We start from the raw sequence: 20,782 nt of genomic DNA, 5'->3' as shown, positions 1-20,782 counted from the left end.
TGAGGTCTGTTTTTTATTTTGAAAAATTTTATTTTACATTTGTAAAATGTAATACTCCCCTATTTCTACAGATTTTTACTTTATTGCTTAAAAAACTTTACATTTAATTAACATTGTTATCGCATTAATTTTACAAGCCCTTGATATTATTAAGGTGATAAAAATAAAGAAAGGATTTAATATGAAAAAGAAATATTTATCTGAATCAATAATGAAATACGTATTTTTAGTATCAGCATTGACTTCTATCTTTGCGATAGTTTTAATATGTTTTTTCATTTTTGGTGAATCAATGCCTTTTATAAAAAAAGTTGGCTTAACTAATTTTATATTTGGTAAGGATTGGGCTCCAGTCGATGTCCCTGCTCAATTTGGTATACTTCCAATGATTATCGGTAGTATTTATGTAACTATTGGCTCCATAATTATAGGAGTTCCTATTGGAATTTTCACAGCGATTTATCTTGCAAAGTTCTGCCCCAAAAAATTATATAATTTTTTGAGACCTTGTATTGATTTAATGGCTGGTATTCCATCCATAGTTTACGGTTTCTTCGCTTTGGTTGTTATAGTTCCAATGATTAGAAAAGCTTTTGGAGGAACTGGTATGAACATAGTCACAGCTTCCATTCTTTTAGGAATTATGATTTTACCAACGATAATCACATTATCTGAAAGTGCAATAAATACTGTTGTAGATTCTTATTATGAAGGAAGTGTTGCGCTTGGAGCTAGTCACGAATTAGCTGTAATGGGGGTTGTAGTTCCTGCTGCAAAGTCCGGTATATTATCGTCAGTCATACTTGGAATTGGACGTGCTATCGGGGAAACAATGGCAGTATACTTAGTTGCCGGAAATCAACCTATAATAGCAAAAAGTATTTTTTCAGGAACGCGTACTATGACAACTAACATCGTATTGGACATGGCTTATGCATCTGGTACTCATAGAGATGCATTGATTGCAACTGCGATGGTATTATTCGTATTTATACTTTTAATAAATCTAATATTTAATTTGATTAAGAGAGGTGTAAATAATGGAAAATAATTCTATTGATGTATCAACAAATAGTTTAAAAAATTTAAGAAAAAATAAAACTAAAAGTAGACTCATTAAAGGTTTTATTTATTTGATGGCTTTTATTACTTTAGCTGTATTGTTTTATTTAATTATTTACATGTTAGTTAATGGTATTCCTCATTTGAAACCTAGTATGTTCTCAAACCACTATACTTCTAAGAACGTATCAATGATGCCTTCAATTAAAACTACTGTTATGTTAGTTTTGTTGACATTATTAATTGCAAGTCCTATCGGAATATTTACAGCAATTTATTTGTCTGAATACTCTAAGAAGAATTCTAAAGTAGTTACTCTTATCAGACTTGCAACAGAAACATTATCTGGTATTCCATCAATTGTTTATGGTTTATTTGGTATGTTGTTATTCGTAATGAGATTAAAGTTTAGATATTCTTTAATATCTGGAGTTCTTACAATGTTCATAATGGTGCTACCATTAATAATTAGAGCCAGTGAACAAGCCTTGTTATCAATCGATGACGAATTAAGAGCTGGAAGTTATGCATTGGGAGCCGGAAAGTTGTATACTATAAGAAAGGTACTACTTCCTGTCGCAATGCCTGGAATCATGGCTGGAATTATCCTTTCAATAGGAAGAGTTGTAGGAGAAACAGCTGCATTGATGTTTACATTAGGAACAGACCCTCGTGTGCCATCAAGTTTGATGCAATCTGGAAGAAGTTTAGCATTACACATGTATGTATTATCTTCTGAAGGATTCCATGTAGAAGAATCTTATGCAACTGGCGTTGTATTAGTAATTTTAGTTTTAATAATAAATATAGTTTCCAATTTAATAGGAAAAAAATTGACGAAAGGAAGTAAATAATGTCTAAGATAAGTATAAAAGATGTTGATTTATATTATGATGATTTTCAAGCTCTAAAGAAAATCAATATGGAAATGAAATCTAATGAGATCACCGCTTTTATTGGACCTTCTGGCTGTGGTAAATCTACAATGCTTAAGTGTCTAAATAGAATGAATGATCTTATTGATGGCTGTCGAATCGAAGGCTTAATAACTTTAGATGGCAAAGACATATACGATAAAAATTACGATGTAAACTTGTTGAGAAAAAGAGTCGGTATGGTTTTTCAAAAACCTAATCCATTTCCAATGTCAATCTACGATAATATAGCTTATGGTCCAAGATTACATGGAGAAAAAAATAAAGCTAAGTTAGATGAAATTGTTGAAAAATCTTTAAAAGGTGCGGCTATTTGGGATGAAGTAAAAGATAACTTGAAAAAGAACGCACTTTCTATTTCAGGTGGACAACAACAAAGAATTTGTATCGCAAGAGCCTTGGCTGTTGAACCTGAAGTATTATTAATGGATGAACCTACATCAGCTCTTGACCCTATCTCAACTAATAAAATCGAAGATTTGTGTCAAGATTTGAAATCAAAATATACTATTATAATGGTAACACACAATATGCAACAAGCTGCTCGTATTTCTGATAAGACAGCATTTTTCTTGACAGGTGAAGTTATAGAATTTAATAATACTGATATACTGTTCTCAAAACCTGAGGATAAAAGAACAGAAGATTATATTACTGGTAGATTCGGTTAAAAAGAGGTGGTATTATGAGAAAATATTTTACACATCAATTAGAAGAATTAAAACATAATTTAATTTTTCTCGGAGCAAATGTTGAAAGACAAATTGAACAAAGCACTTACGCATTGGAAACTCAAGACTTGGAAATAGCACAAAAAGTTTATGATTCTCAAGAAACTATTTATGAAATGTCAAAAGAAGTAGAAGATACTTGTTTGAGACTTCTTACTACACAATCTCCTGTCGCAAAAGACTTGAGATTTATTTCATCAGCACTTAGAATTCTTTCTTGTATGAGTAAAATCGGAAACCATGCACAAGAAATTTCAGAACTTGTTATGTTGATTGGTAAATCACAACTTCCAAAAGATTTGACGATGATAAGATCCATGGGTAAATGCGCACAAAAAATGCTTGTAGAAAGTATCAACGCTTTTACTGATGATGATGTCGAATTGGCAAATTCTGTAATCAAAAAAGACGATGAGGTTGATGAGCTTTTTGCACACTTCATGGAAGAATCAATAGAATTGATTAAATCTGGTTGTGAAAATCCTGAACAAATTATCGATTTAATTCAAGTCGCAAAATACATTGAAAGAATTGGCGATAATGCAGAAAGAATCGCAACTTGGGTAATATTCTCAGTTACTGGCGAAAGATACGAGGAAAATGCACAATGATTTGCTGTGTAGAAGATGACAAAAGCATAAGAGAATTAATTATCTATGCACTTAATAATGAAGGCTACGATGCAATGGGATTTGGAGACTATGGAGAATTCAAATCCACATTGTATTCTTCTAGCATTGATTTAATTATTCTAGATATTATGCTTCCGGGAAAAAGCGGGCTTGAAATTTTAAAAGAAATAAGAAATAACGAAAAAACAAAAAACATCCCAGTAATGATGCTTACTGCCAAGACTACAGAATACGATAAAATAGTAGGTCTTGATAGTGGCGCTGATGATTATATGATCAAACCTTTTAGTATTATGGAACTACTAGCAAGAGTCAGAGCGCTACTAAGAAGATCCTCACTAAGTAAAACAAAATCTAAAATTATCTATAAGAATATTGAATTAGATTATGATAAGAGAACAGTTAGTGTTGATGGAGAAAATGTAGAATTAACTTACAAGGAATTTGAATTACTGTACTATCTCCTATCAAATGTCGGCAAAGTTTTGACTAGAGAAAATATCATGACAAAAATTTGGGGATTCGATTTTGAAGGAGAATCACGTACAGTTGATGTTCATATAGCCACTTTAAGACAAAAACTTAAAAACGCTTCCAGCATAATCAAAACGATAAGAAATCTGGGATACAAAGCTGGTGAATGATGAAAAGAAAAATATACACTAGAATTTCTCTTGTCATTATAATAGCTTTAGCAATTGGATTAGGCTTACAAACATTTATATTTTATAATTATAACAAATCTAAAGAAGAAACTTCTCTCCTACGTCAAATACAATACGTGGATTCTATCAGCGATAATAGTCGTGATAAGACTATTACAAATATAAAAAAATTTAAAAGGATTAATCCTTCAAATCGATTTACAATTATTGATGAAAATGGAAGTGTAGTATATGATACTGATACAAATGTAGACTCTTTGGATAATCACTCAAACAGAGAAGAAATACAAGATGCAAGAGAATCCAAAATCGGCTCAATAACACGTAAGTCTGATAGTTTTGATAAAAGTATGTATTATGTTGCTATACTTCAACAAAATTCTGATGTTCTTAGAGTTAGCTGCGAATCTTCTAGTTTTTTGAAAACTATTTTGGATTTATTGCCTTATACCCTATTGATATTAGCATTATCATTAATATTATTAATCGATATTAATAGAAGACAAATAAGACAAATCTTAGACCCTATAGAAACTATTGCCAATGAATTAGATGATAACATCGTTAATGACAAAGAATCAAAATTATTAGAACAACCAGTTTACGATGAGCTTATACCTTTTATCAATATTATTAGACGCAAAAATGATACAATAAAAAAATATGTAGATGAATTAGAAGAAAGGTCAACTACAATTAAAACTATTACAGACAATATGAGAGAAGGTCTTATCCTACTTGATAAGAATATGAATGTTTTGTCAGTTAATAAGTCTGCTGAGTTTTTATTTGGAGCAAATGATTCAAAGTATGAAGGAAGACCCTTTATTTCATTAAACAGAGATTTAAAAATCCATTCTGCAATAAAAAATGTAATATCAACTAAAACAGCGCATCATATAAATATTGAAATGCAAGGAATTCTATTATCAATGTATATTGCACCTGTATTAGATGAAGATACTATAAATGGAGTTTTATTGTTCTTAGTAGATGAGAGTGACAAGATTAAGGCCGAAAAAAGAAGAAGAGAATTTTCAGCGAATGTTAGTCATGAATTAAAATCTCCTCTTACTTCAATTAATGGTTATGCTGAAATGATAGAAAACAACATGGTTAGTCCAGAAAATGTAGGTAAGTTTGCTACAATAATACACCAAGAAGGATTGAGATTATTAGAATTAATCGATAATATTATTAAACTTTCCAAGTTAGATGAATCAGAGGATAATATTGAAAAAAGTTTATTTAATCCTGAAAAAATAATCGATGAAATAGTCACTTCCAACCAAAACAAATTGGATAATAAAAAAATTGAACTTGTTACGGATTTACAGGAAAATTGCTTGATATACGGTAACGAAAATTTAATTAAAGAAATGATTGAAAACTTAGTTACAAATGCAATTAAATACAACAAGATTTCAGGTAAAATTAAGATTTCAATATTCAAAGAAAATGACAAAACTAAAATAATTTGCGAGGATACTGGAATTGGTATAGCTGAAAAATACCAAACTAGAGTGTTTGAGAGATTCTTTGTTGTTGATAAATCACGTTCTTCACAAGAATCTACAGGGCTTGGATTATCAATCATCAAACACATAGTTGATATTCACAATGGATCTATTACTCTTGAATCTAAATTAGATGTTGGAACAAAAATCACGATAACGATTTAAATACGGCAACTGCTTGTCGTATTTTTTTCGTTAAAATGATATAATAGTTATGTTAACTTGTATATACAAAATTATTAAACGATTTAGAAAGGAATAAAAAATGCAAAAAATTGCTATTCTAACTGATACTACATCTGATGTAGATCCATCAATTATTAAAGAATACAATATTGTAGAAGTCCCTCTTCAAATCATTTACAATTCGGAAGTTACGTATAAAGATAAATATGAAAAAAATATTGACGACGTTATAAACGACATTAATAGTAACACTATTAGTAGTTCGCTTCCCTTAACAAGTGATTTGATTGACAAAATAGAATACATCATATCAGAAGGATACACACATATAATAGCTACATGCATGAGCTGCGGAATTAGCGGGACTTATAATCTATTTCAACAAATATTAAACTTATACTCTGATAAAATTACATATCATTTGATAGACTGCAGATCATGTTCAATGGGAATGGGTTTTCTAATTGAAAAAGCTGTAAAAATGAAGGAAAATGGCACAAGTTTCGAAGAAATAGTAAAAGATTTAGAAAAACTCAAAACAAAAGAAGATTTCTTTTTTACTGTAGACAAATTGGATTATCTTTACACAAGTGGTCGTATTAAACGCTCAAGTAAAGTCGTAGGAAATCTATTAAACATAAAACCAATTATAACTTGCATCAAAAAAACTGGAAATTTGGAAGTTATAGATGCAGTAAGAGGCAGAAAAAAAGTCAACCAACAAATCCTTAATTATATAATTGACTTCGCAGCTAACGATCAAATAGACAATATCTATATAATGCATTCAAACCTACAAGAAAATGCAGATGAATTAGAAAAAGTAATACAAGATTATTATCCTAATGTTAAAATTTATAAGAGACCTATTTCTAGTCTTTTTGTTATACATACAGGTCCCCATATCTACGGAGCTGTTGTAACATTAAAATAAGGAAGGCATGATGCCTTCCCTTTTTAATTTAGTTTATTTTAATCCACTTTTATTTTCTTCTTCTTTTTTGTTTTTCAAGTTGAATTCTTTTCTTGTCATAACATCAACTACTTTGCAGTTAACTTCTACAACATCTAATCCAGTCATCTTCTTTACACTTTGTTTTACAACTTCTTGTAGTTGTTGGAATACTTTTACAGCTGATACGCCATATTCTAATATTACTGATACATCAATTGCAGCTTCTTTTTCTCCAACTTCAGCGTCAATACCTTTAGTTGCATTATATCCACCAAAAGTTTCTTGAATTCCTGAGAAGAATCCACCTTCCATATCTAAAACACCAGGAATTTCTCTAACTGCTATTGCAGCGATTTTTTGAACTACAGAGTTATCAAAAGTTAATTTTGATTCGTGTTTTTGTTCCTTTTCTTTTTCAGCTTTTTCTTCATTTACCTTATTTACTTCATTGTATTTTTTTTCTTCCATCATTCTAATCTCCTTTTATACTATATTATTTCCTAAATAAATTCATCAAAAATCTGATAAATTTAGGATTACCTTCTTTATACAATCCATAACCATAACCTATACCAAAAAGCAATAGTATTAAGATTGTTGACCAAAAACCAAGCTTCAAAAATGAAAGTGCAATTATTACACCTAAAATTCCATACTTAGTTGGTTTCCTTAACCCGGATAAATTTTTTATTAACCTTTCGTCAAATTTATCTTTTGAATCTTCTTTTACAAAAATTATTTTCTTTTGTTCATCTGGGGATTGAAAATTGTCTAACATTTTGTTATTATTCATTCTTACCCCCTATACTACCCTTTTATTTGTAGATTTTGCCAAATCCAAGAATTTTACAGTAATATCTTTAACTTTGTAACCAGTTAAAGTTTCCAAATTAGTCTTGATATCATTTTTGATGTTTTCACCAAGACCTCCTACATTTGACATATCCCTTACTCCAACCTCTACATCACAATTCATATATGGTTCATTTGAATTGTTGACTCTTACATTAACATTAGAAGTTCTGACATCATTAAATCTATTTACTGTACTTTTTACAGTATTTTCAAGTGCATCTGTAGATATCATAACTTCTCCATCCTTGTCTTTCGAGATCAAGAAATCACTTAAACTATCAGAGAGTATTGCTTTAAACATTATTATAAGTGCCCCTAGTAAAATTAAGGCTCCAATAACTGCTAATATATAAAAGCATACCTCATTCATCATGAGCTCTCTGAGATTATAACTAACTTGTCCAAAATTGAATACTGTGAAAAACATTACTAAAGAAAACAAAATTAGTAATATTGAAAACAATATATGAACAAATTTTTTAAATCCACTCATAAAACCTCCTTGTAAATTATTGATATATTTGTTACCTAATATATATACCACTTTTGAATAAATTCTAAACAGTAATTTGTTAAATTATAAAAATTTACTCTTTATTAATTGTTTTAAAAATGGTTTTAACCTCTAGCGCCTTAATTTAATTATACCCTTCTTATAAATTTCTAAACATTTTAAAAATTAAAAAACGCGAAAAATTACACAATTTGTTCAATTACGATTTGTAAAATTTTTTAATAGGAATGATTCCATTAAAATTGAAGAAAGAACAACCTGGATATCTACTAAACTCAATATTAGTTCCGTTATTAGATGCAGCAATGACTCTAAAGGCTTTAGACATAGCTGACATCGAAGATATCGACAACGCTTGGAGATACGGAACAGGTTCTCCATTTGGACCTTTCGAAATACTAGATGTAGTCGGTCTTAAAACTGCTTATAATATCACTTTAAATAAACCAAATGTAAATGATGAAAAATCTGTAACGTATCAGATTGCACAAATGTTAAAGAAATATATAGATGAAAACAAATTAGGTATAGGAACAAAAGAAGGATTCTACAAATACTAATTAAATTGAAACAAGCTCTTGATAAAAATCAAGAGCTTGTTTGTTTTCAAAATATTATATTAGTCAATCCAACCGTAAGCTTTCATTAATACTTCAACTGGCTTTCTTCCTTCGTGACCATTGATTAGCGGCTGAGTATCTGTATTTATTGCGTGAACAAAATCTTTATATAATGGAGTATGTCCGTTTCCGTACACATTATCGATAGATTTATCATTTTCCAATTCTCCGGTTTCAGATTCATCTTCAAATACCCAAGTTTTTATTTCGTTAACAGCTAACCCACCGATAACAGCAGTTCCTGTTGAGCCAAATACAGAAATAGTTTCTTCAAGATTTTTAGGATAAACATCGGCACTACCTTCCAATAGTCCAATTCTACCGCTCTTAAATCTCATTAAAATTACGCCGTAATCTTCCATTTCTATGTCTCTTAGGAAAGTTTCAGTTTCAGCTTTTACGCTTACTAATTCATCATCCATCATCCATAACAACAAGTCTAGTGCATGTATACATTGATTCATCAATGTACCACCATCTAATGCTTTTGTTCCTCTCCATGGAGCTAAGTTATAGTAGTTTTGATTTCTGTTCCATAAAACCCTTGCTGTGATGTTTGTCATCTTTCCAAATTTATTAGCGTCAATTGTCTTTTTCAATTTTTGAATTGGAGGATTAAATCTATTTTGGTGACACACTCCAACTTTTAATCCTTTTTCATCAGCTAACTTATTAATTTTATCTATTTCTTCCAAACTCATAGCCATTGGTTTTTCAATCAATACGTGTTTTGATTGTTCTAAACAGTAAAGAGCTATCTCACCATGATAACCACTTTCTGTTGAAATAGAGCACATATCGATGTCGACTTCTTCTAACATTTTTTTATAATCAGTGTATACTTTTACATCTCTGTCAGAAAATCTTTCCAAATATTCATCTCTTTTTTCGATGGCTCTTTCTTCAATAATATCGCATACTGCAACTAATTCCATTTCTGAATCATTGTTTGCAATTCCTTCTACGTGTTTATAAGAAATTCTACCACAGCCAATGATTGCGCATTTAATTTTTTGCATATTACCTCTTATAATAATTCTATTTTATCTTTATTGTTTTCTACGTTTCTTGTAGCGTATTTTGTATCAAATACAAATGGTGCATTGTCTACAACCATTTGATAATCAACATTTGTGTGATCTGCAGTTATAACAACTAAATCATAACCTTTAACTACTTCTGGATTAATTTCTTTTAATGAGTAAGTCTTAGATCCATCTGGATTGAAATATGAAGGATTGAATCCATCATAGTAATCGATAATAGCTCCTTCTTCTCTGAATTTATCCATTACAACAAATGCTGGAGAATCTCTTAAATCGTCGATGTCTTTTTTGTAAGCAATACCTAGAATTAAAACTTTTGAACCATTTAAAGGTTTTTTAAATTTTCTAGATAAAATCTTCATTGATCTATCTACAACCCATTCAGGCATACTATCATTTACAGTACCACTTGCTTCTATGATTGGCATGTGTACATCGTATTCTCTAGCTTTCCAAGTCAAATAGAATGGATCTAATGGTATACAGTGTCCACCTACACCAGGACCTGGATAAAATGCTTGATATCCATAAGGTTTTGTCTTAGCAGCGTCGACTACTTCCCACATATTGATATCCATTTTATTAGCTAATTTGGCAAATTCATTTACCAATCCGATATTAACATTTCTATATGTGTTTTCAAGAATTTTTTCCATTTCAGCAACTCTTGGTGAAGATACAGTCATAACTTCTCCTTCAAGTACATTTCTGTACAATGCTGCTGCAACTTCTGTAGATTCTGAACCAATTCCTCCAACAACTTTTGGAGTATTCTTAGTTTTGTATTGTTTGTTGCCTGGATCTACTCTTTCAGGAGAGAATGCTAAGTAAAAATCTTCTTCACATTTCAAGCCTGAACCTTTTTCCAATATAGGTCTCATTAATTCTTCAGTAGTTCCTGGATAAGTAGTGGATTCTAAGACAACTATAGATCCTTTTTTCAAATGCTTAGAAACATCTGTAGTTGATTTTTCAACGTAAGAAATGTCTGGTTGTTGGTAAATATCCAAAGGTGTTGGTACAGCAATAGCTATGAAATCACAACTTGCAACTGATTCAAAATCACTTGTAGCTCTTAATTTTCCAGATTCAACAATAGCTTTTAATTCTGAATCAACAACATCACCAATATAATTAACTCCATCGTTAACCATTTGAACTTTTTCAGGTTGTACATCAAATCCAATAACAGTATAACCGGCTTTTGCCTTTTCAACTGCTAATGGCAATCCTACATAACCTAATCCCACAACCCCTACTACTAGAGATTTATCTTCGATTTTGCCCAATAATTCTTCTTTTAAATTATTCATTTGATACCTCACTCAATTTATAATCATTTAATAAATATTTCTTGTCACAATTTTCACATATATAATCTGTGAGGGAAACTCTTTTTAGGTTTTCTCCACATGAACATGCATATCCATGATGTCTAGCTGGATTTCCTACTACAATTTCGTAATCCCCGACATCTTTTGTAACAACTGCTCCTGCTCCAATTATAGCATATTTGCCAATTGTGTTTCCACAAACAATAGTCGCATTGGCACCAATAGACGCGCCTTCTTTAATAGTTGTTTTTCGATATTCATCTTTTTTCTCAATAAAAGCCCTTGGATTAATAACATTTGTAAACACACAAGAAGGTCCTAGAAACACACCATCTTCACAAACAACACCAGTATACACACTAACATTATTTTGAACTTTACAATTATTACCAAGCGTAACATCTGGAGAAATAACGACATTTTGACCAATGTTACAATTTTCTCCAATAGTGCTACCTGACATCACATGACTAAAATGCCAAATTTTAGTACCTTTACCAATCTTTGTCTCTTCATCTATATAGCAAGACTCATGAGCAAAAAAGTCCATTATACTATCTCCTTTATAGAATTAATAATATATTCTCTTTCTTCATCGTTCATTTCTGGGAACAATGGAATTGCAAAAGTCCTTTCTGAAAGATATTCCGCATTAGGAAAATCTCCCTTTTTATATCCTAAATCATTAAAAGCTTTTTGTAAATGCATTGGGACTTTGTAATAAGTTCCAGTAGCAATGCCTTTTTCTTTTAATTTTGATTCTATTTCCTCTCTGTTTTCAGATTGTAAAATAAATAAGTGGAAAACGTGCTTTCCGTCCTCAGTTTCAGTTGGCATTACCAATGAAGTATCCTTCAAAGCTTCGATGTATCTGTGTGAAATACTTCTTCTGTTTTCTGTATACTCATCTAAGTGTTTCAATTTAATTCTCAAAATAGCAGCCTGGATTTCGTCTAATCTTGAATTGTGACCGATTAAATAGTTGTAGTATTTCAATGGATTGTAAACAGTGTTGTCTCCTGAATTTTGTTCCACAACCTCAACTTCTTCATCATTTAATATAGCATAAGCTTTCATTCCATTTTCGCCACTACCGTGAACCTTCAAAGCTCTTATAATAGTTGCCAAATCATCATCATTAGTTGTGATCATCCCACCATCACCAAAGCATCCTAAGTTTTTTGTAGGGAAAAATGAGAAACAAGCTACATCTCCTAAATTACCTACATTTTTGCCATTATATTGTGAATTAATTGCTTGTGCTGCATCTTCAACAACATACAAATTATGTCTTTTTGCAATATCATTTATTTCATCCATTTTACATGCATTTCCAAATAAATGAACACAAATAATTGCCTTTGTTTTGTCTGTAATCTTTTCTTCTATTTGAGAAGGATCGATATTATAAGTATCCAATTCAACATCACAAAATACAGGTGTAGCTCCAACAAATCTTATAGCTTCAGCTGTTGCAAAGAAAGTGTAATCAGTAGTTATAACTTCATCTCCTTCTTTGATTCCCAAAGACTTCAACGCTATAATCAGTGCATCAGTTCCATTTCCAACTGTAATCGCATGTTTTACGCCAATTTTATTAGCTATTTCTTTTTCAAATTGTTTAACATTTTCACCCATTATATATTGTGCATTTTTGAAACACTCTAATACACTTGCATTTACTTCTTCTTCAATGTTTTTATATTGTCTTTTTAAATTCAACAATGGTATATTCATTAAAATCCCCCATTTAATTTCTCTTTATCTATATGAATAACTAATTAGTTATAAAATCTTCAATGTTTGAAGAATTATTTTAATATCATTTAATAAATTAATATTTTCAATGTATTGTTTGTTTAGTTCGATTTTATTAGGCATAATTTCTTCAACATATGTCTTTTCAGGATTGTCAGATTTATCCAAAATTTCTGATTCATCTCTGTATTTTATACTCGCCAAATCCGTAATTCCTGGTCTAATTTTCAAAATATCTTTGTCTGAATCAGAATACATATCGACGTACTTTCTAACTTCAGGTCTCGGACCAACAAAACTCATATCTCCGACCAATACATTGAACAATTGTGGAAACTCATCTAATTTAGTTTTTCTCAAAAACTTTCCTACTTTCGTTATTCTAGGATCGTCTCCAACTGTTATTGCCATTCCCAATTTTGGAGCATCCACAACCATTGTCCTAAATTTCAAAATTGTAAAGTCCTTATTATTTTTCTTAACTCTTTTTTGCTTGAAAAACACAGGACCTTTTGAATCTAATTTTATAGCAATGGAAATTATAATCATTGGGATTGCCATAACCAAAATTCCAAATAAAGATGCTAAAATATCAAATAATCTTTTGATGAAAAGATTAAATTTGCTATTTTTAAGGATTTCATCTACTCGATTGTCCATATTATTTACCACTAACTATATCCTTGTAAGTTTCGATAACATATGCTACTTCATCATCTGATAATAATGTGTGAAGTGGCAATGTTATTTCATTTTTGTATTGTTCAAAAGTATTAGGATAATCTTTTATATCAAATCCCAAATTTTTGTATCCTGTCATCATTGCAATTGGTTTGTAGTGAACATTAGTAGCAATGCCTTTTTCTGCCATCTTGACGATTATATCGTTGCGAGTTTGTTCATCTATACCCTCAACTCTTGTTAAATACAAATGACCGTTACTTGTATAATCTTTTCCAAAATGATTTAAATAACTTATTGAAGTATTATCAAAACCATCATTATACATTTTGATTATTTCTTTTCTTCTAGCTAATAAATCGTCGTATCTTTCTAATTGAGCAAGCCCAATTGCTGCTAATATATCCGGCATATTGTATTTGTAATAAAGGCCTTTAATGTCGTATTCCCATGCACCTAATTTTGTTTTTGCTAATGCATCTTTGTTTTGTCCATGTAAGGAATATAATTGTAAATCATTGTAAATCTTATCTACATCACCAATGTTTATAGCAAGCATTCCACCTTCAGCTGTAGTAAAGTTTTTAACAGCATGGAATGAAAAAGATGCAATATCTTGGAATGATCCAATTTTTTTACCCTTATATGTTGAACCTAAAGCATGTGCACTATCAGAAATCAAAGCAACTCTTCCCAAAGATTCTTGTATCTCATTTGAAGGTCTGAATATTGATTTCTTAGCTTCAATTATCTCGTAAATTTTATCGTAATCAACAGGAACTCCAGCGATATCAACTGGAATAATAGCCTTAGTATTTTCATTTATGGAATCATATAATTTATCATAATCCATAAAGTAGGAATCTTTTTGAACGTCTACTAATTTAATTGTAGCATTCAAATGATCTATAACTGAACAGCTTGCAGTATAAGTGTAAGCCGAAGTAATACATTCATCCTTCTTACCATTTACGCCCAAAATCCTAAGCGCACATTCCAATGCAGCAGTTGCTGAATTAAAGCAACAAGTCTTTTTTGATTGTGTATATTCTTGTAAGTTTTTTTCTAATTGTTTGGTTTTCGGTCCAGTTGTAATCCAACCGGATTTTAATGCGTCTACCACTTCTTCAATTTCTTTATCAGAAATATCAGGTGGTGAAAATAAAATGTTCATAAACAACTCTCCTTATTTCACTAACTATATATTATACCACTAATCTGTGAAATTTTAGATATTAATAACGAAAAAGTTGACAAATTGTAGCATTCTTCCAAATTTAAAATTGAAATATTCATAAACATTTCATAATAAAATGATATAATATTTATAGGTGATAATATGAAAAACGAAATCTTGTTAAACAATGGTTTAAGAATCACAAAAGCAAGGAAACTTATGATATCGATTTTAGACAAAACAGAACAACCTATATCTGCAGAAGATTTGTATGAGATTTTTAAGGAGAAGGAAGAATCCAATTTGTCTACAATTTACAGAAATTTGAAAATATTAAAAAATAAAGGAATAGTTGAAATTGTATGTGAAATTGATGGTATTTCATACTACAGATTAAAAGGTAAAAAACATAAACACAGCATAATTTGTGAGTCTTGCGGCAAAATAATTCCTATCGATCATTGCCCTATCGAAAAAATAGAGACGGATTTGGAAAACAAAACCGGTTTCAAAATCGACTCACATACTCTTGAATTTAGAGGTGTCTGTCCGGATTGCCAAGATAAAAATAAATAACTTAAACAAAGCATGACTTTGATGTAAGTCATGCTTTGTTTAATTTATTTTCCGTTTTTAACTTTTAAAATTTGAGACATTATCGAAATAGCTATTTCTTCTACAGATCCATCATCAATATCAAGTCCTACTGGAACATTAATACTATCGACTAAGCTCTTGTCCACATTTTTTTCTATCAAATTTCGTTTTAACGTGTCTGCTTTTTTCCTTGAGCCTAACATTCCGAAGTATTTATGAGGTTTGTTCAAAATATTAAAGGCAACTTCTTCGTCGTGCTTATGGTCTCTAGTTGCAGATATAATAAAAGTATCTGGTGTAAATCTCAAATCATCAATCGAATCTGCGATTTCTTTATTGATATATTTTTTAATATTAGAAAAATCTTCGTTATAAATGAAATCGTCCCTATCATCAACAACTATAACTTCAAAATTTGTTAAAGTTGCAATTCTGGCTAATTTTTGAGAACAGTGACCAGCTCCAAAAATAATCAAAGTTGGTTTAGGAAAAAACACTTTACCAAATCCACTAGCTCTACCTCCACAACTCATACTTACTTTTTCTCCCTCATTAAGAACATAATCAAATTCGAAGTCACTATCTTTTTTTAAGTTTTCAATAGAATCATTGATTACTTGGTGTTCGATAGCACCACCTCCTACAGTTCCAAAAGTTTTTCCGTCTTCACGAACAGCCATAATGTTTCCTTGTTTCCCAGGAACTGATCCTCTATTTTTAAACAATGTTACCATCATACATTTATATCCATCTTCCAAAGACTTATACATTTCTAACAAAACATCATTTTGCATACTTTTTTCTCCTGTTTTCTAACATCATAATAGCTTCCAAAACTGCCCCACCAATTGCTCTAGCTTTATCGCTAATTGTAAAACAATTTTCTACTTCTTTATATCTTGGATCAATATCGATTATTTTAAGTCCTTTTTTGACCTCAAAATTATCTCTAATCATTCCGCGTATAACGCCATCTAAAGTCGCTCTTATATAATTATCTCCGACTTTTGCTATAATCTCTTCCTTATTAACAATATCTGAAATACTTTTAATATGTGTAAATTGACCATCAAAATCAGAGTATATAACTCTTTCATTGGAAAATCCATCAATAATTCCTGGAATACTTGTGTTTTTCTTTGCGAATCCTTGTTCGATAATTTTTGCTAAATCATGACCACGCATAGTTTCAATCACAATATCGCAATCAACACCTGCTTCAAAACCAGGGCCTAATCCTATCGTAATCTCGGCCATTTCTTTTTTTAATCCAGTGTTTTTCTTCGCTAATATAGCATCCACCACTACATCAAATTTCATCTTATTTAATATTGTAAGTTTTGGATCTACTATTATCACGGGATTGTATAGTTCTAAGTATTGCCCAATTTCATCTAAATTTTCGCACAAAACAGCTTCTATATCTTCTACAACTGTTTTTTTCTCGTAAACCGCCTCAGAAAGTGACACTTTTCTTCTTATACTACTTGGATTTGAAACTTCAGTAACAACACATTTGAACCCAGCGCGAACAAGTTTTTGAATTGTACCTGTGGCTATATCACCTGCGCCTCTAACTAAACAAATTATCTGCATTTAAAATCCTTTCATAATCTTCACTCGTGTCTATGTCCATTAGTTCTCTTTCAAAATTTACATCTACATATTTTACATAATTCAAATTCTTGTTTTTAACTATTGAACCTTTTTCATCGTTTTTCAGTGACAATAATTGATTGAAAAATTTATTGGAGAAAATTACAGGGTTTCCTATTTTGTCTTTGAATTTCAATTGACAAATCTTGTCTTTCTCAAATGAATTAATTAATTTTTCTATTGAAATTTCTGTTAATAATGGCTGATCTGAAACTAGAAAACAAATACCATCCATTTCTTTGAAATATTTGACTCCTAATTTGATTGATTCGCTTTGTCCAATTTCATTGTTAGGATTATTAATAGTTTTGATTCCGATTTTTTTGCAATATTTTCTTATCGTAGAATTATTCGTAATTACAACTCTATCACAAAAGTTTGATTTTGCTACCAAATCAATAATATATTCAAAAATAAATTTATCATTATATTTCAGCATTAATTTGTCAGATTTCATTCTCTTGGACAAACCACTTGCCATTATTACTGCACCTATTTTCAAAATCATCACCTAATCTATTATACACTTTTAGTTTATTGCAATCAAAAAACCTCTTCATCAATTAAGATAAAGAGGTTTCTGGAATAAAAATTATTGTCTATTCAAAGCGCCTTCAACCATTTGCAACAATAATACTCTTGTTGTGATTTTTCCAACACTATTTGCCAATACTTTTACGTTAACTTCTGGATTAACATCGCCTGATAATTTTCCGTTTTCATCCAAGCTAACTCCAACATCTACTACATAAGAATCTTCAGTAAAGTAAGAATCATCAAACATTTTAGCTTTTCCAACTGCAGTTACAACCAAATCAGCATTTTTAGTAAATGATTTTATATCTTCTGTTCTAGAATGACACATTGTAACAGTCTTGTTTTCTTTTATAAGCATATTGAAAAGTGGTTTACCTAAAACTAATGATCTGTTTACGATTACTACGTTTTTAACGTCAAAGTTGTAGTATTTAACTATTTCAACAACAGCTCTAGCTGTAGCTGGATAATATGCATCTTCTTCTGCTGCCAAAACTTTTCCTAAGTTAACCATTCCCATCGCATCTATATCTTTTTCTGGAGCGATTATATATTGAATTTCTTTTTCCAATTTTTTATCTTTTAATGGTCTGAACATCAATATACCATCGTGTGTTTCATTTAGTTCTTTGATAGTTTGGATTAATTTTTCATTTTCTCCTTCTTCTAAAACTATTTGATCACAAGTTATGTTCAACTTAGCACAGTTGTTTTTTACAGCTTTTTCGTAAGAAATATCTCCTGCATTTTCACCAACTCTTACAGTTGCAACATTAACTTCTCTGCCTAATTTTTCTACACCATCGATAATTCTTTTACCTAAATCTTCTCTAAGTTCTTTAATGTCTAAAACGTTCATAAAAGTATCCTTTCTATTTGTTCTTTTTTTGTATCGTATATTAAAAATCCAGCTTGACCATCTCTTGGATAAGTTACAGATCCTGGATTGATAACCCAAACGCCATCAATTGTTTCATTAAAATACCTATGCGTATGTCCATACAAACACATTTTGCAATTTAAAGATTTGCTCTTTTCGACTAATCTTGTCACTCCTGAAGATACATTGTACTTATGCCCATGTGTTATGAAAATATTTTTATCAGAAATTCTAATAACCTTGTCATATTCACCACCAGCAACATAAAAATCGTTATTTCCTTTTACATAGATGACTTCTACTTTTAAAAAATCTTCAAGTAAAATTGCATCATCGCACACATCTCCTAAGTGAACGATGATGTCAATTTTTTTATCAAATAAATAGTCATAAACTTTTGCGATTTTGTTATGTGTATCACTAATTATTGCTACTTTCATTTAAACCTTTCAAGATGATTTTGGCGTTTTCCAAAGCTCTTTTTCTGTGACTAATCTTGTTTTTCTCACAATCTTCCATTTGTGCAAAACTTTTATCGTAGCCATCTGGCATGAAAATACTATCATATCCGAAACCATGTTCTCCACATTCTTCAAGTAAAATCTTGCCATCTACTCTGCCTTTTGCTTGATGAATTTCATTATTTGAATCTATGATTGTAATTACAGTTTCAAAATAAGCACTTCTATCTTCTTTGTCTTTCAATTCAGATAAAAGTTTTTGACGATTTTTACTATCGTCGCACTCATCGCCTGCAAATCTCGCAGAGTATACTCCAGGTCTTCCATCCAAAGAATTTACGAAAAGCCCAGTGTCATCACTCATTACAATATCATCTGTGTATTTTTTTAAAAATTTAGCTTTGATAAGTGAATTGCCTTCCAAAGTTTCTGCATCTTCTACTGCATCTTCATTTATACCCAATTCGGATTTGGAATACACATCATATTTTAAATCAGAAAGTATTTCTTTTATTTCAGAAACTTTTCCTTTATTTCCTGTAGATAAATATATTTTATTCATTAGATTTTCTCTTTGATTAATTCATTGAACTTTTGAGGATTTCCTTTACCTTTTGATTTTTTCATACATTGACCAACCAAGAAACCTATAGCACGATCTTTACCATTTCTAATACTTTCGATAGATTCTGGATTTTCTGCTACCACTTCATCCACTATTTGTTGTAGTAAATTATCGTCATCAACTTGTAATAATCCTTTTTCTTTGACATAAACTTCTGGGTCAAAGTTTTCATTGAACATTTCTCTCAAAACTTTTTTTGCAGTTTGATTATTTATTTTCTTAGCTGAAGAAAGTTTAATCAATTTTGCCAAATTTTCAGCAGACATATTCATTTCTTCTACTTCAATTTCATTTTCATTTACTTGACGAAGTACATCTCCCAATAACCAATTCGAAGATTGAACAGGATCATTAGAAATTTTTACAACTTCTTCGTAGTAGTCAGCCAAGTATCCATTTCTTGTAAGAATATCAGCGTCATATTCATCAATCTTGTATTCGTTCATGAATCTTTCTTTACGCATTTGTGGAAGTTCAGGCAAATTATTTTTGATTTCCTCGATATATGATTGTTCCACATAAGTTTTAGGAATATCTCCTTCAACTGAGAATCTGTAATCATTTCCTTCTTCTTTGTGTCTCATAACTATTGTAGTTTGAGTGTCCTCATCCCATCTTCTGGTTTCTTTTTCGCCGATTTTATTTTCTTTTGCCAATTGGATGTGTCTTTCTTGTTCATAAACCAAAGCTTTTGATACTGATTTGAATGAGTTCAAGTTTTTGATTTCAGAAATTTTAGTTTTAAAATCAGAATCTTCATCGTAAACATTGATGTTAACATCGCATCTCAATGATCCTTCACTCATCTTAACATCTGATATTTTCAAATATTTAATTCTTTCTCTTAAAGTTTCTAAAAATTCTCTGGCTTCATCAGGAGTGCTCATATCTGGCTCACTAACTATTTCAATTAGTGGAACTCCCGCTCTGTTATAATCCATTAAAGTGTTTCCACTTTCGTTGTGGATTGATTTACCTGTATCTTCTTCTATGTGAATTCTTCTAATTCTAACTTTTTTACCTTTAGTAGATGATTTTAATTCAATATATCCATTTGTGCAAAGTGGTTGGTCCTCTTGCGTGATTTGATATCCTTTAACTAAATCAGGGTAGAAGTATTTTTTTCTGTCCATCTTAAATTCATTAGCAATGTCACAATCAAAAGCTAGTCCTGCCATGATAGCATATCTTAAAGCTTGTTTGTTCATGTGAGGAAGTGCTCCAGGATGACCTAAACAAATCGGACATACATTTGTGTTTGGAACTTGTCCGAATTCATTCTTACAACCACAAAACATTTTAGTTTTAGTTGATAATTCAACGTGAATTTCCAATCCTATAAGTGTTTTTAAGTTCAT

Annotated in this window: 25 protein-coding genes; 9 read left to right on the top strand and 16 right to left on the bottom strand. The window is 30.5% G+C overall.

Annotated features, from left to right (window positions below):
• Window positions 1–181 precede the first annotated feature (181 nt).
• From pstC to ABDJ34_RS00275, 7 genes are all read left to right on the top strand, one after another.
• Complete coding sequence (gene pstC, locus ABDJ34_RS00305; RefSeq protein ID WP_412701019.1) at window positions 182–1,051, top strand: phosphate ABC transporter permease subunit PstC; 870 nt, start codon at window positions 182–184, stop codon at window positions 1,049–1,051.
• Window positions 1,041–1,916 carry a phosphate ABC transporter permease PstA gene (pstA, locus tag ABDJ34_RS00300; RefSeq protein WP_412701018.1) on the top strand — a complete coding sequence of 292 codons (876 nt, stop codon included), beginning with the start codon at window positions 1,041–1,043 and terminating at the stop codon, window positions 1,914–1,916. The genes pstC and pstA overlap by 11 nt, the downstream gene beginning before the upstream one ends.
• Window positions 1,916–2,668 (top strand): phosphate ABC transporter ATP-binding protein PstB, encoded by a 753-nt coding sequence (gene pstB / locus ABDJ34_RS00295; RefSeq protein WP_002836199.1) that lies wholly within the window; start codon window positions 1,916–1,918, stop codon window positions 2,666–2,668. Before pstA ends, pstB begins: the two co-directional genes overlap by 1 nt.
• Window positions 2,669–2,682: 14 nt before the next feature.
• Entirely contained in the window at window positions 2,683–3,339 is a 657-nt protein-coding gene (phoU, locus tag ABDJ34_RS00290) for a phosphate signaling complex protein PhoU (protein WP_154271189.1), read from the top strand.
• Window positions 3,336–4,004 (top strand): response regulator transcription factor, encoded by a 669-nt coding sequence (locus tag ABDJ34_RS00285; protein ID WP_002838158.1) that lies wholly within the window; start codon window positions 3,336–3,338, stop codon window positions 4,002–4,004. The genes phoU and ABDJ34_RS00285 overlap by 4 nt, the downstream gene beginning before the upstream one ends.
• Window positions 4,004–5,707: a sensor histidine kinase gene (locus ABDJ34_RS00280; RefSeq protein WP_353317055.1), complete on the top strand. Its 1,704-nt coding sequence runs from the start codon at window positions 4,004–4,006 to the stop codon at window positions 5,705–5,707. Before ABDJ34_RS00285 ends, ABDJ34_RS00280 begins: the two co-directional genes overlap by 1 nt.
• Before the next feature lie 100 nt (window positions 5,708–5,807).
• Window positions 5,808–6,662, top strand: coding sequence for a DegV family protein (locus ABDJ34_RS00275; RefSeq protein ID WP_353317054.1), 855 nt, complete (start codon window positions 5,808–5,810; stop codon window positions 6,660–6,662).
• A 33-nt stretch (window positions 6,663–6,695) separates the two neighbouring features.
• On the opposite strand, the gene ABDJ34_RS00270 is transcribed toward ABDJ34_RS00275, so the two are convergent.
• The 3 genes from ABDJ34_RS00270 to amaP are packed head-to-tail and all read right to left on the bottom strand — an operon-like array spanning window position 6,696 to window position 8,031.
• Window positions 6,696–7,154, bottom strand: coding sequence for an Asp23/Gls24 family envelope stress response protein (locus tag ABDJ34_RS00270; RefSeq protein ID WP_227905412.1), 459 nt, complete (start codon window positions 7,152–7,154; stop codon window positions 6,696–6,698).
• 22 nt (window positions 7,155–7,176) lie between these two features.
• On the bottom strand, window positions 7,177–7,476 hold the full coding sequence (locus ABDJ34_RS00265) for a DUF2273 domain-containing protein (protein WP_154254932.1): 300 nt from the start codon (window positions 7,474–7,476) through the stop codon (window positions 7,177–7,179).
• A 9-nt stretch (window positions 7,477–7,485) separates the two neighbouring features.
• Window positions 7,486–8,031 (bottom strand): alkaline shock response membrane anchor protein AmaP, encoded by a 546-nt coding sequence (gene amaP / locus ABDJ34_RS00260; RefSeq protein WP_094224567.1) that lies wholly within the window; start codon window positions 8,029–8,031, stop codon window positions 7,486–7,488.
• A gap of 248 nt (window positions 8,032–8,279) precedes the next feature.
• On the opposite strand from amaP, the gene ABDJ34_RS00255 reads away from it, so the two are divergent.
• Window positions 8,280–8,612, top strand: coding sequence for a 3-hydroxyacyl-CoA dehydrogenase family protein (locus ABDJ34_RS00255; RefSeq protein WP_353317053.1), 333 nt, complete (start codon window positions 8,280–8,282; stop codon window positions 8,610–8,612).
• A 59-nt stretch (window positions 8,613–8,671) separates the two neighbouring features.
• Here the strand turns inward: ABDJ34_RS00255 and ABDJ34_RS00250 are convergent, their stop codons facing one another.
• From ABDJ34_RS00250 to ABDJ34_RS00225, 6 genes are read right to left on the bottom strand one after another with little or no spacing between them, the layout of a single operon-like run.
• The gene (locus ABDJ34_RS00250) at window positions 8,672–9,691 is read right to left on the bottom strand and encodes a Gfo/Idh/MocA family protein (protein ID WP_412701017.1); all 1,020 of its coding nucleotides are present in this window, start codon (window positions 9,689–9,691) and stop codon (window positions 8,672–8,674) included.
• Between the two features lie 8 nt (window positions 9,692–9,699).
• Window positions 9,700–11,031 (bottom strand): nucleotide sugar dehydrogenase, encoded by a 1,332-nt coding sequence (locus ABDJ34_RS00245; protein WP_353317051.1) that lies wholly within the window; start codon window positions 11,029–11,031, stop codon window positions 9,700–9,702.
• Window positions 11,024–11,602, bottom strand: a complete 579-nt coding sequence (locus tag ABDJ34_RS00240) for an acyltransferase (RefSeq protein ID WP_154271195.1) — start codon at window positions 11,600–11,602, stop codon at window positions 11,024–11,026. Before ABDJ34_RS00240 ends, ABDJ34_RS00245 begins: the two co-directional genes overlap by 8 nt.
• Window positions 11,602–12,789: a DegT/DnrJ/EryC1/StrS family aminotransferase gene (locus ABDJ34_RS00235; RefSeq protein ID WP_412701016.1), complete on the bottom strand. Its 1,188-nt coding sequence runs from the start codon at window positions 12,787–12,789 to the stop codon at window positions 11,602–11,604. The genes ABDJ34_RS00240 and ABDJ34_RS00235 overlap by 1 nt, the downstream gene beginning before the upstream one ends.
• A 48-nt stretch (window positions 12,790–12,837) precedes the next feature.
• Complete coding sequence (locus ABDJ34_RS00230) at window positions 12,838–13,470, bottom strand: sugar transferase (RefSeq protein WP_094205512.1); 633 nt, start codon at window positions 13,468–13,470, stop codon at window positions 12,838–12,840.
• A gap of 1 nt (window position 13,471) precedes the next feature.
• Window positions 13,472–14,665 carry a DegT/DnrJ/EryC1/StrS family aminotransferase gene (locus tag ABDJ34_RS00225; protein ID WP_412701015.1) on the bottom strand — a complete coding sequence of 398 codons (1,194 nt, stop codon included), beginning with the start codon at window positions 14,663–14,665 and terminating at the stop codon, window positions 13,472–13,474.
• 165 nt (window positions 14,666–14,830) lie between these two features.
• On the opposite strand from ABDJ34_RS00225, the gene ABDJ34_RS00220 reads away from it, so the two are divergent.
• On the top strand, window positions 14,831–15,244 hold the full coding sequence (locus ABDJ34_RS00220) for a Fur family transcriptional regulator (protein ID WP_412701014.1): 414 nt from the start codon (window positions 14,831–14,833) through the stop codon (window positions 15,242–15,244).
• Window positions 15,245–15,288: 44 nt separating this feature from the next.
• Here the strand turns inward: ABDJ34_RS00220 and ABDJ34_RS00215 are convergent, their stop codons facing one another.
• The 7 genes from ABDJ34_RS00215 to gatB form a co-directional block, all read right to left on the bottom strand.
• Complete coding sequence (locus tag ABDJ34_RS00215; RefSeq protein WP_412701013.1) at window positions 15,289–16,059, bottom strand: XdhC family protein; 771 nt, start codon at window positions 16,057–16,059, stop codon at window positions 15,289–15,291.
• A complete protein-coding gene (gene yqeB, locus ABDJ34_RS00210; protein WP_412701012.1) occupies window positions 16,049–16,861 on the bottom strand; it encodes a selenium-dependent molybdenum cofactor biosynthesis protein YqeB in 813 nt (270 codons plus the stop codon). The genes ABDJ34_RS00215 and yqeB overlap by 11 nt, the downstream gene beginning before the upstream one ends.
• The gene (locus tag ABDJ34_RS00205) at window positions 16,839–17,429 is read right to left on the bottom strand and encodes an NTP transferase domain-containing protein (protein ID WP_412701011.1); all 591 of its coding nucleotides are present in this window, start codon (window positions 17,427–17,429) and stop codon (window positions 16,839–16,841) included. The genes yqeB and ABDJ34_RS00205 overlap by 23 nt, the downstream gene beginning before the upstream one ends.
• 84 nt (window positions 17,430–17,513) lie before the next feature.
• Window positions 17,514–18,317, bottom strand: coding sequence for a tetrahydrofolate dehydrogenase/cyclohydrolase catalytic domain-containing protein (locus ABDJ34_RS00200; RefSeq protein ID WP_412701010.1), 804 nt, complete (start codon window positions 18,315–18,317; stop codon window positions 17,514–17,516).
• Complete coding sequence (locus ABDJ34_RS00195; RefSeq protein ID WP_353317046.1) at window positions 18,314–18,778, bottom strand: metallophosphoesterase family protein; 465 nt, start codon at window positions 18,776–18,778, stop codon at window positions 18,314–18,316. The genes ABDJ34_RS00200 and ABDJ34_RS00195 overlap by 4 nt, the downstream gene beginning before the upstream one ends.
• Window positions 18,759–19,361: an RdgB/HAM1 family non-canonical purine NTP pyrophosphatase gene (gene rdgB / locus ABDJ34_RS00190; RefSeq protein WP_412701009.1), complete on the bottom strand. Its 603-nt coding sequence runs from the start codon at window positions 19,359–19,361 to the stop codon at window positions 18,759–18,761. Before rdgB ends, ABDJ34_RS00195 begins: the two co-directional genes overlap by 20 nt.
• Entirely contained in the window at window positions 19,361–20,782 is a 1,422-nt protein-coding gene (gene gatB / locus ABDJ34_RS00185) for an Asp-tRNA(Asn)/Glu-tRNA(Gln) amidotransferase subunit GatB (protein ID WP_412701008.1), read from the bottom strand. Before gatB ends, rdgB begins: the two co-directional genes overlap by 1 nt.

Origin of the sequence: Finegoldia dalianensis, assembly GCF_046255015.1 — a bacterium.
GTDB lineage: Bacteria > Bacillota > Clostridia > Tissierellales > Peptoniphilaceae > Finegoldia > Finegoldia magna.
The sequence above is the reverse complement of the archived record's forward strand: the minus strand, read 5'-3'. Positions and strand labels throughout refer to the sequence as shown.

What these genes read in the sequence shown, in the direction of transcription:
- rdgB (WP_412701009.1), bottom strand. Translation starts at nt 19,361, where the DNA reads ATGAATAAAATATATTTATCTACAGGAAATAAAGGAAAAGTTTCTGAA.
- ABDJ34_RS00245 (WP_353317051.1), bottom strand. Translation starts at nt 11,031, where the DNA reads ATGAATAATTTAAAAGAAGAATTATTGGGCAAAATCGAAGATAAATCT.
- pstB (WP_002836199.1), top strand. Translation starts at nt 1,916, where the DNA reads ATGTCTAAGATAAGTATAAAAGATGTTGATTTATATTATGATGATTTT.
- ABDJ34_RS00215 (WP_412701013.1), bottom strand. Translation starts at nt 16,059, where the DNA reads ATGCAAAATGATGTTTTGTTAGAAATGTATAAGTCTTTGGAAGATGGA.
- amaP (WP_094224567.1), bottom strand. Translation starts at nt 8,031, where the DNA reads ATGAGTGGATTTAAAAAATTTGTTCATATATTGTTTTCAATATTACTA.
- ABDJ34_RS00225 (WP_412701015.1), bottom strand. Translation starts at nt 14,665, where the DNA reads ATGAACATTTTATTTTCACCACCTGATATTTCTGATAAAGAAATTGAA.
- ABDJ34_RS00240 (WP_154271195.1), bottom strand. Translation starts at nt 11,602, where the DNA reads ATGGACTTTTTTGCTCATGAGTCTTGCTATATAGATGAAGAGACAAAG.
- ABDJ34_RS00285 (WP_002838158.1), top strand. Translation starts at nt 3,336, where the DNA reads ATGATTTGCTGTGTAGAAGATGACAAAAGCATAAGAGAATTAATTATC.
- phoU (WP_154271189.1), top strand. Translation starts at nt 2,683, where the DNA reads ATGAGAAAATATTTTACACATCAATTAGAAGAATTAAAACATAATTTA.
- yqeB (WP_412701012.1), bottom strand. Translation starts at nt 16,861, where the DNA reads ATGCAGATAATTTGTTTAGTTAGAGGCGCAGGTGATATAGCCACAGGT.
- ABDJ34_RS00255 (WP_353317053.1), top strand. Translation starts at nt 8,280, where the DNA reads ATGATTCCATTAAAATTGAAGAAAGAACAACCTGGATATCTACTAAAC.
- pstC (WP_412701019.1), top strand. Translation starts at nt 182, where the DNA reads ATGAAAAAGAAATATTTATCTGAATCAATAATGAAATACGTATTTTTA.
- ABDJ34_RS00230 (WP_094205512.1), bottom strand. Translation starts at nt 13,470, where the DNA reads ATGGACAATCGAGTAGATGAAATCCTTAAAAATAGCAAATTTAATCTT.
- ABDJ34_RS00270 (WP_227905412.1), bottom strand. Translation starts at nt 7,154, where the DNA reads ATGATGGAAGAAAAAAAATACAATGAAGTAAATAAGGTAAATGAAGAA.
- ABDJ34_RS00265 (WP_154254932.1), bottom strand. Translation starts at nt 7,476, where the DNA reads ATGAATAATAACAAAATGTTAGACAATTTTCAATCCCCAGATGAACAA.
- ABDJ34_RS00220 (WP_412701014.1), top strand. Translation starts at nt 14,831, where the DNA reads ATGAAAAACGAAATCTTGTTAAACAATGGTTTAAGAATCACAAAAGCA.
- ABDJ34_RS00195 (WP_353317046.1), bottom strand. Translation starts at nt 18,778, where the DNA reads ATGAAAGTAGCAATAATTAGTGATACACATAACAAAATCGCAAAAGTT.
- ABDJ34_RS00235 (WP_412701016.1), bottom strand. Translation starts at nt 12,789, where the DNA reads ATGAATATACCATTGTTGAATTTAAAAAGACAATATAAAAACATTGAA.
- ABDJ34_RS00280 (WP_353317055.1), top strand. Translation starts at nt 4,004, where the DNA reads ATGAAAAGAAAAATATACACTAGAATTTCTCTTGTCATTATAATAGCT.
- ABDJ34_RS00200 (WP_412701010.1), bottom strand. Translation starts at nt 18,317, where the DNA reads ATGAACGTTTTAGACATTAAAGAACTTAGAGAAGATTTAGGTAAAAGA.
- ABDJ34_RS00250 (WP_412701017.1), bottom strand. Translation starts at nt 9,691, where the DNA reads ATGCAAAAAATTAAATGCGCAATCATTGGCTGTGGTAGAATTTCTTAT.
- pstA (WP_412701018.1), top strand. Translation starts at nt 1,041, where the DNA reads ATGGAAAATAATTCTATTGATGTATCAACAAATAGTTTAAAAAATTTA.
- gatB (WP_412701008.1), bottom strand. Translation starts at nt 20,782, where the DNA reads ATGAACTTAAAAACACTTATAGGATTGGAAATTCACGTTGAATTATCA.
- ABDJ34_RS00275 (WP_353317054.1), top strand. Translation starts at nt 5,808, where the DNA reads ATGCAAAAAATTGCTATTCTAACTGATACTACATCTGATGTAGATCCA.
- ABDJ34_RS00205 (WP_412701011.1), bottom strand. Translation starts at nt 17,429, where the DNA reads ATGATTTTGAAAATAGGTGCAGTAATAATGGCAAGTGGTTTGTCCAAG.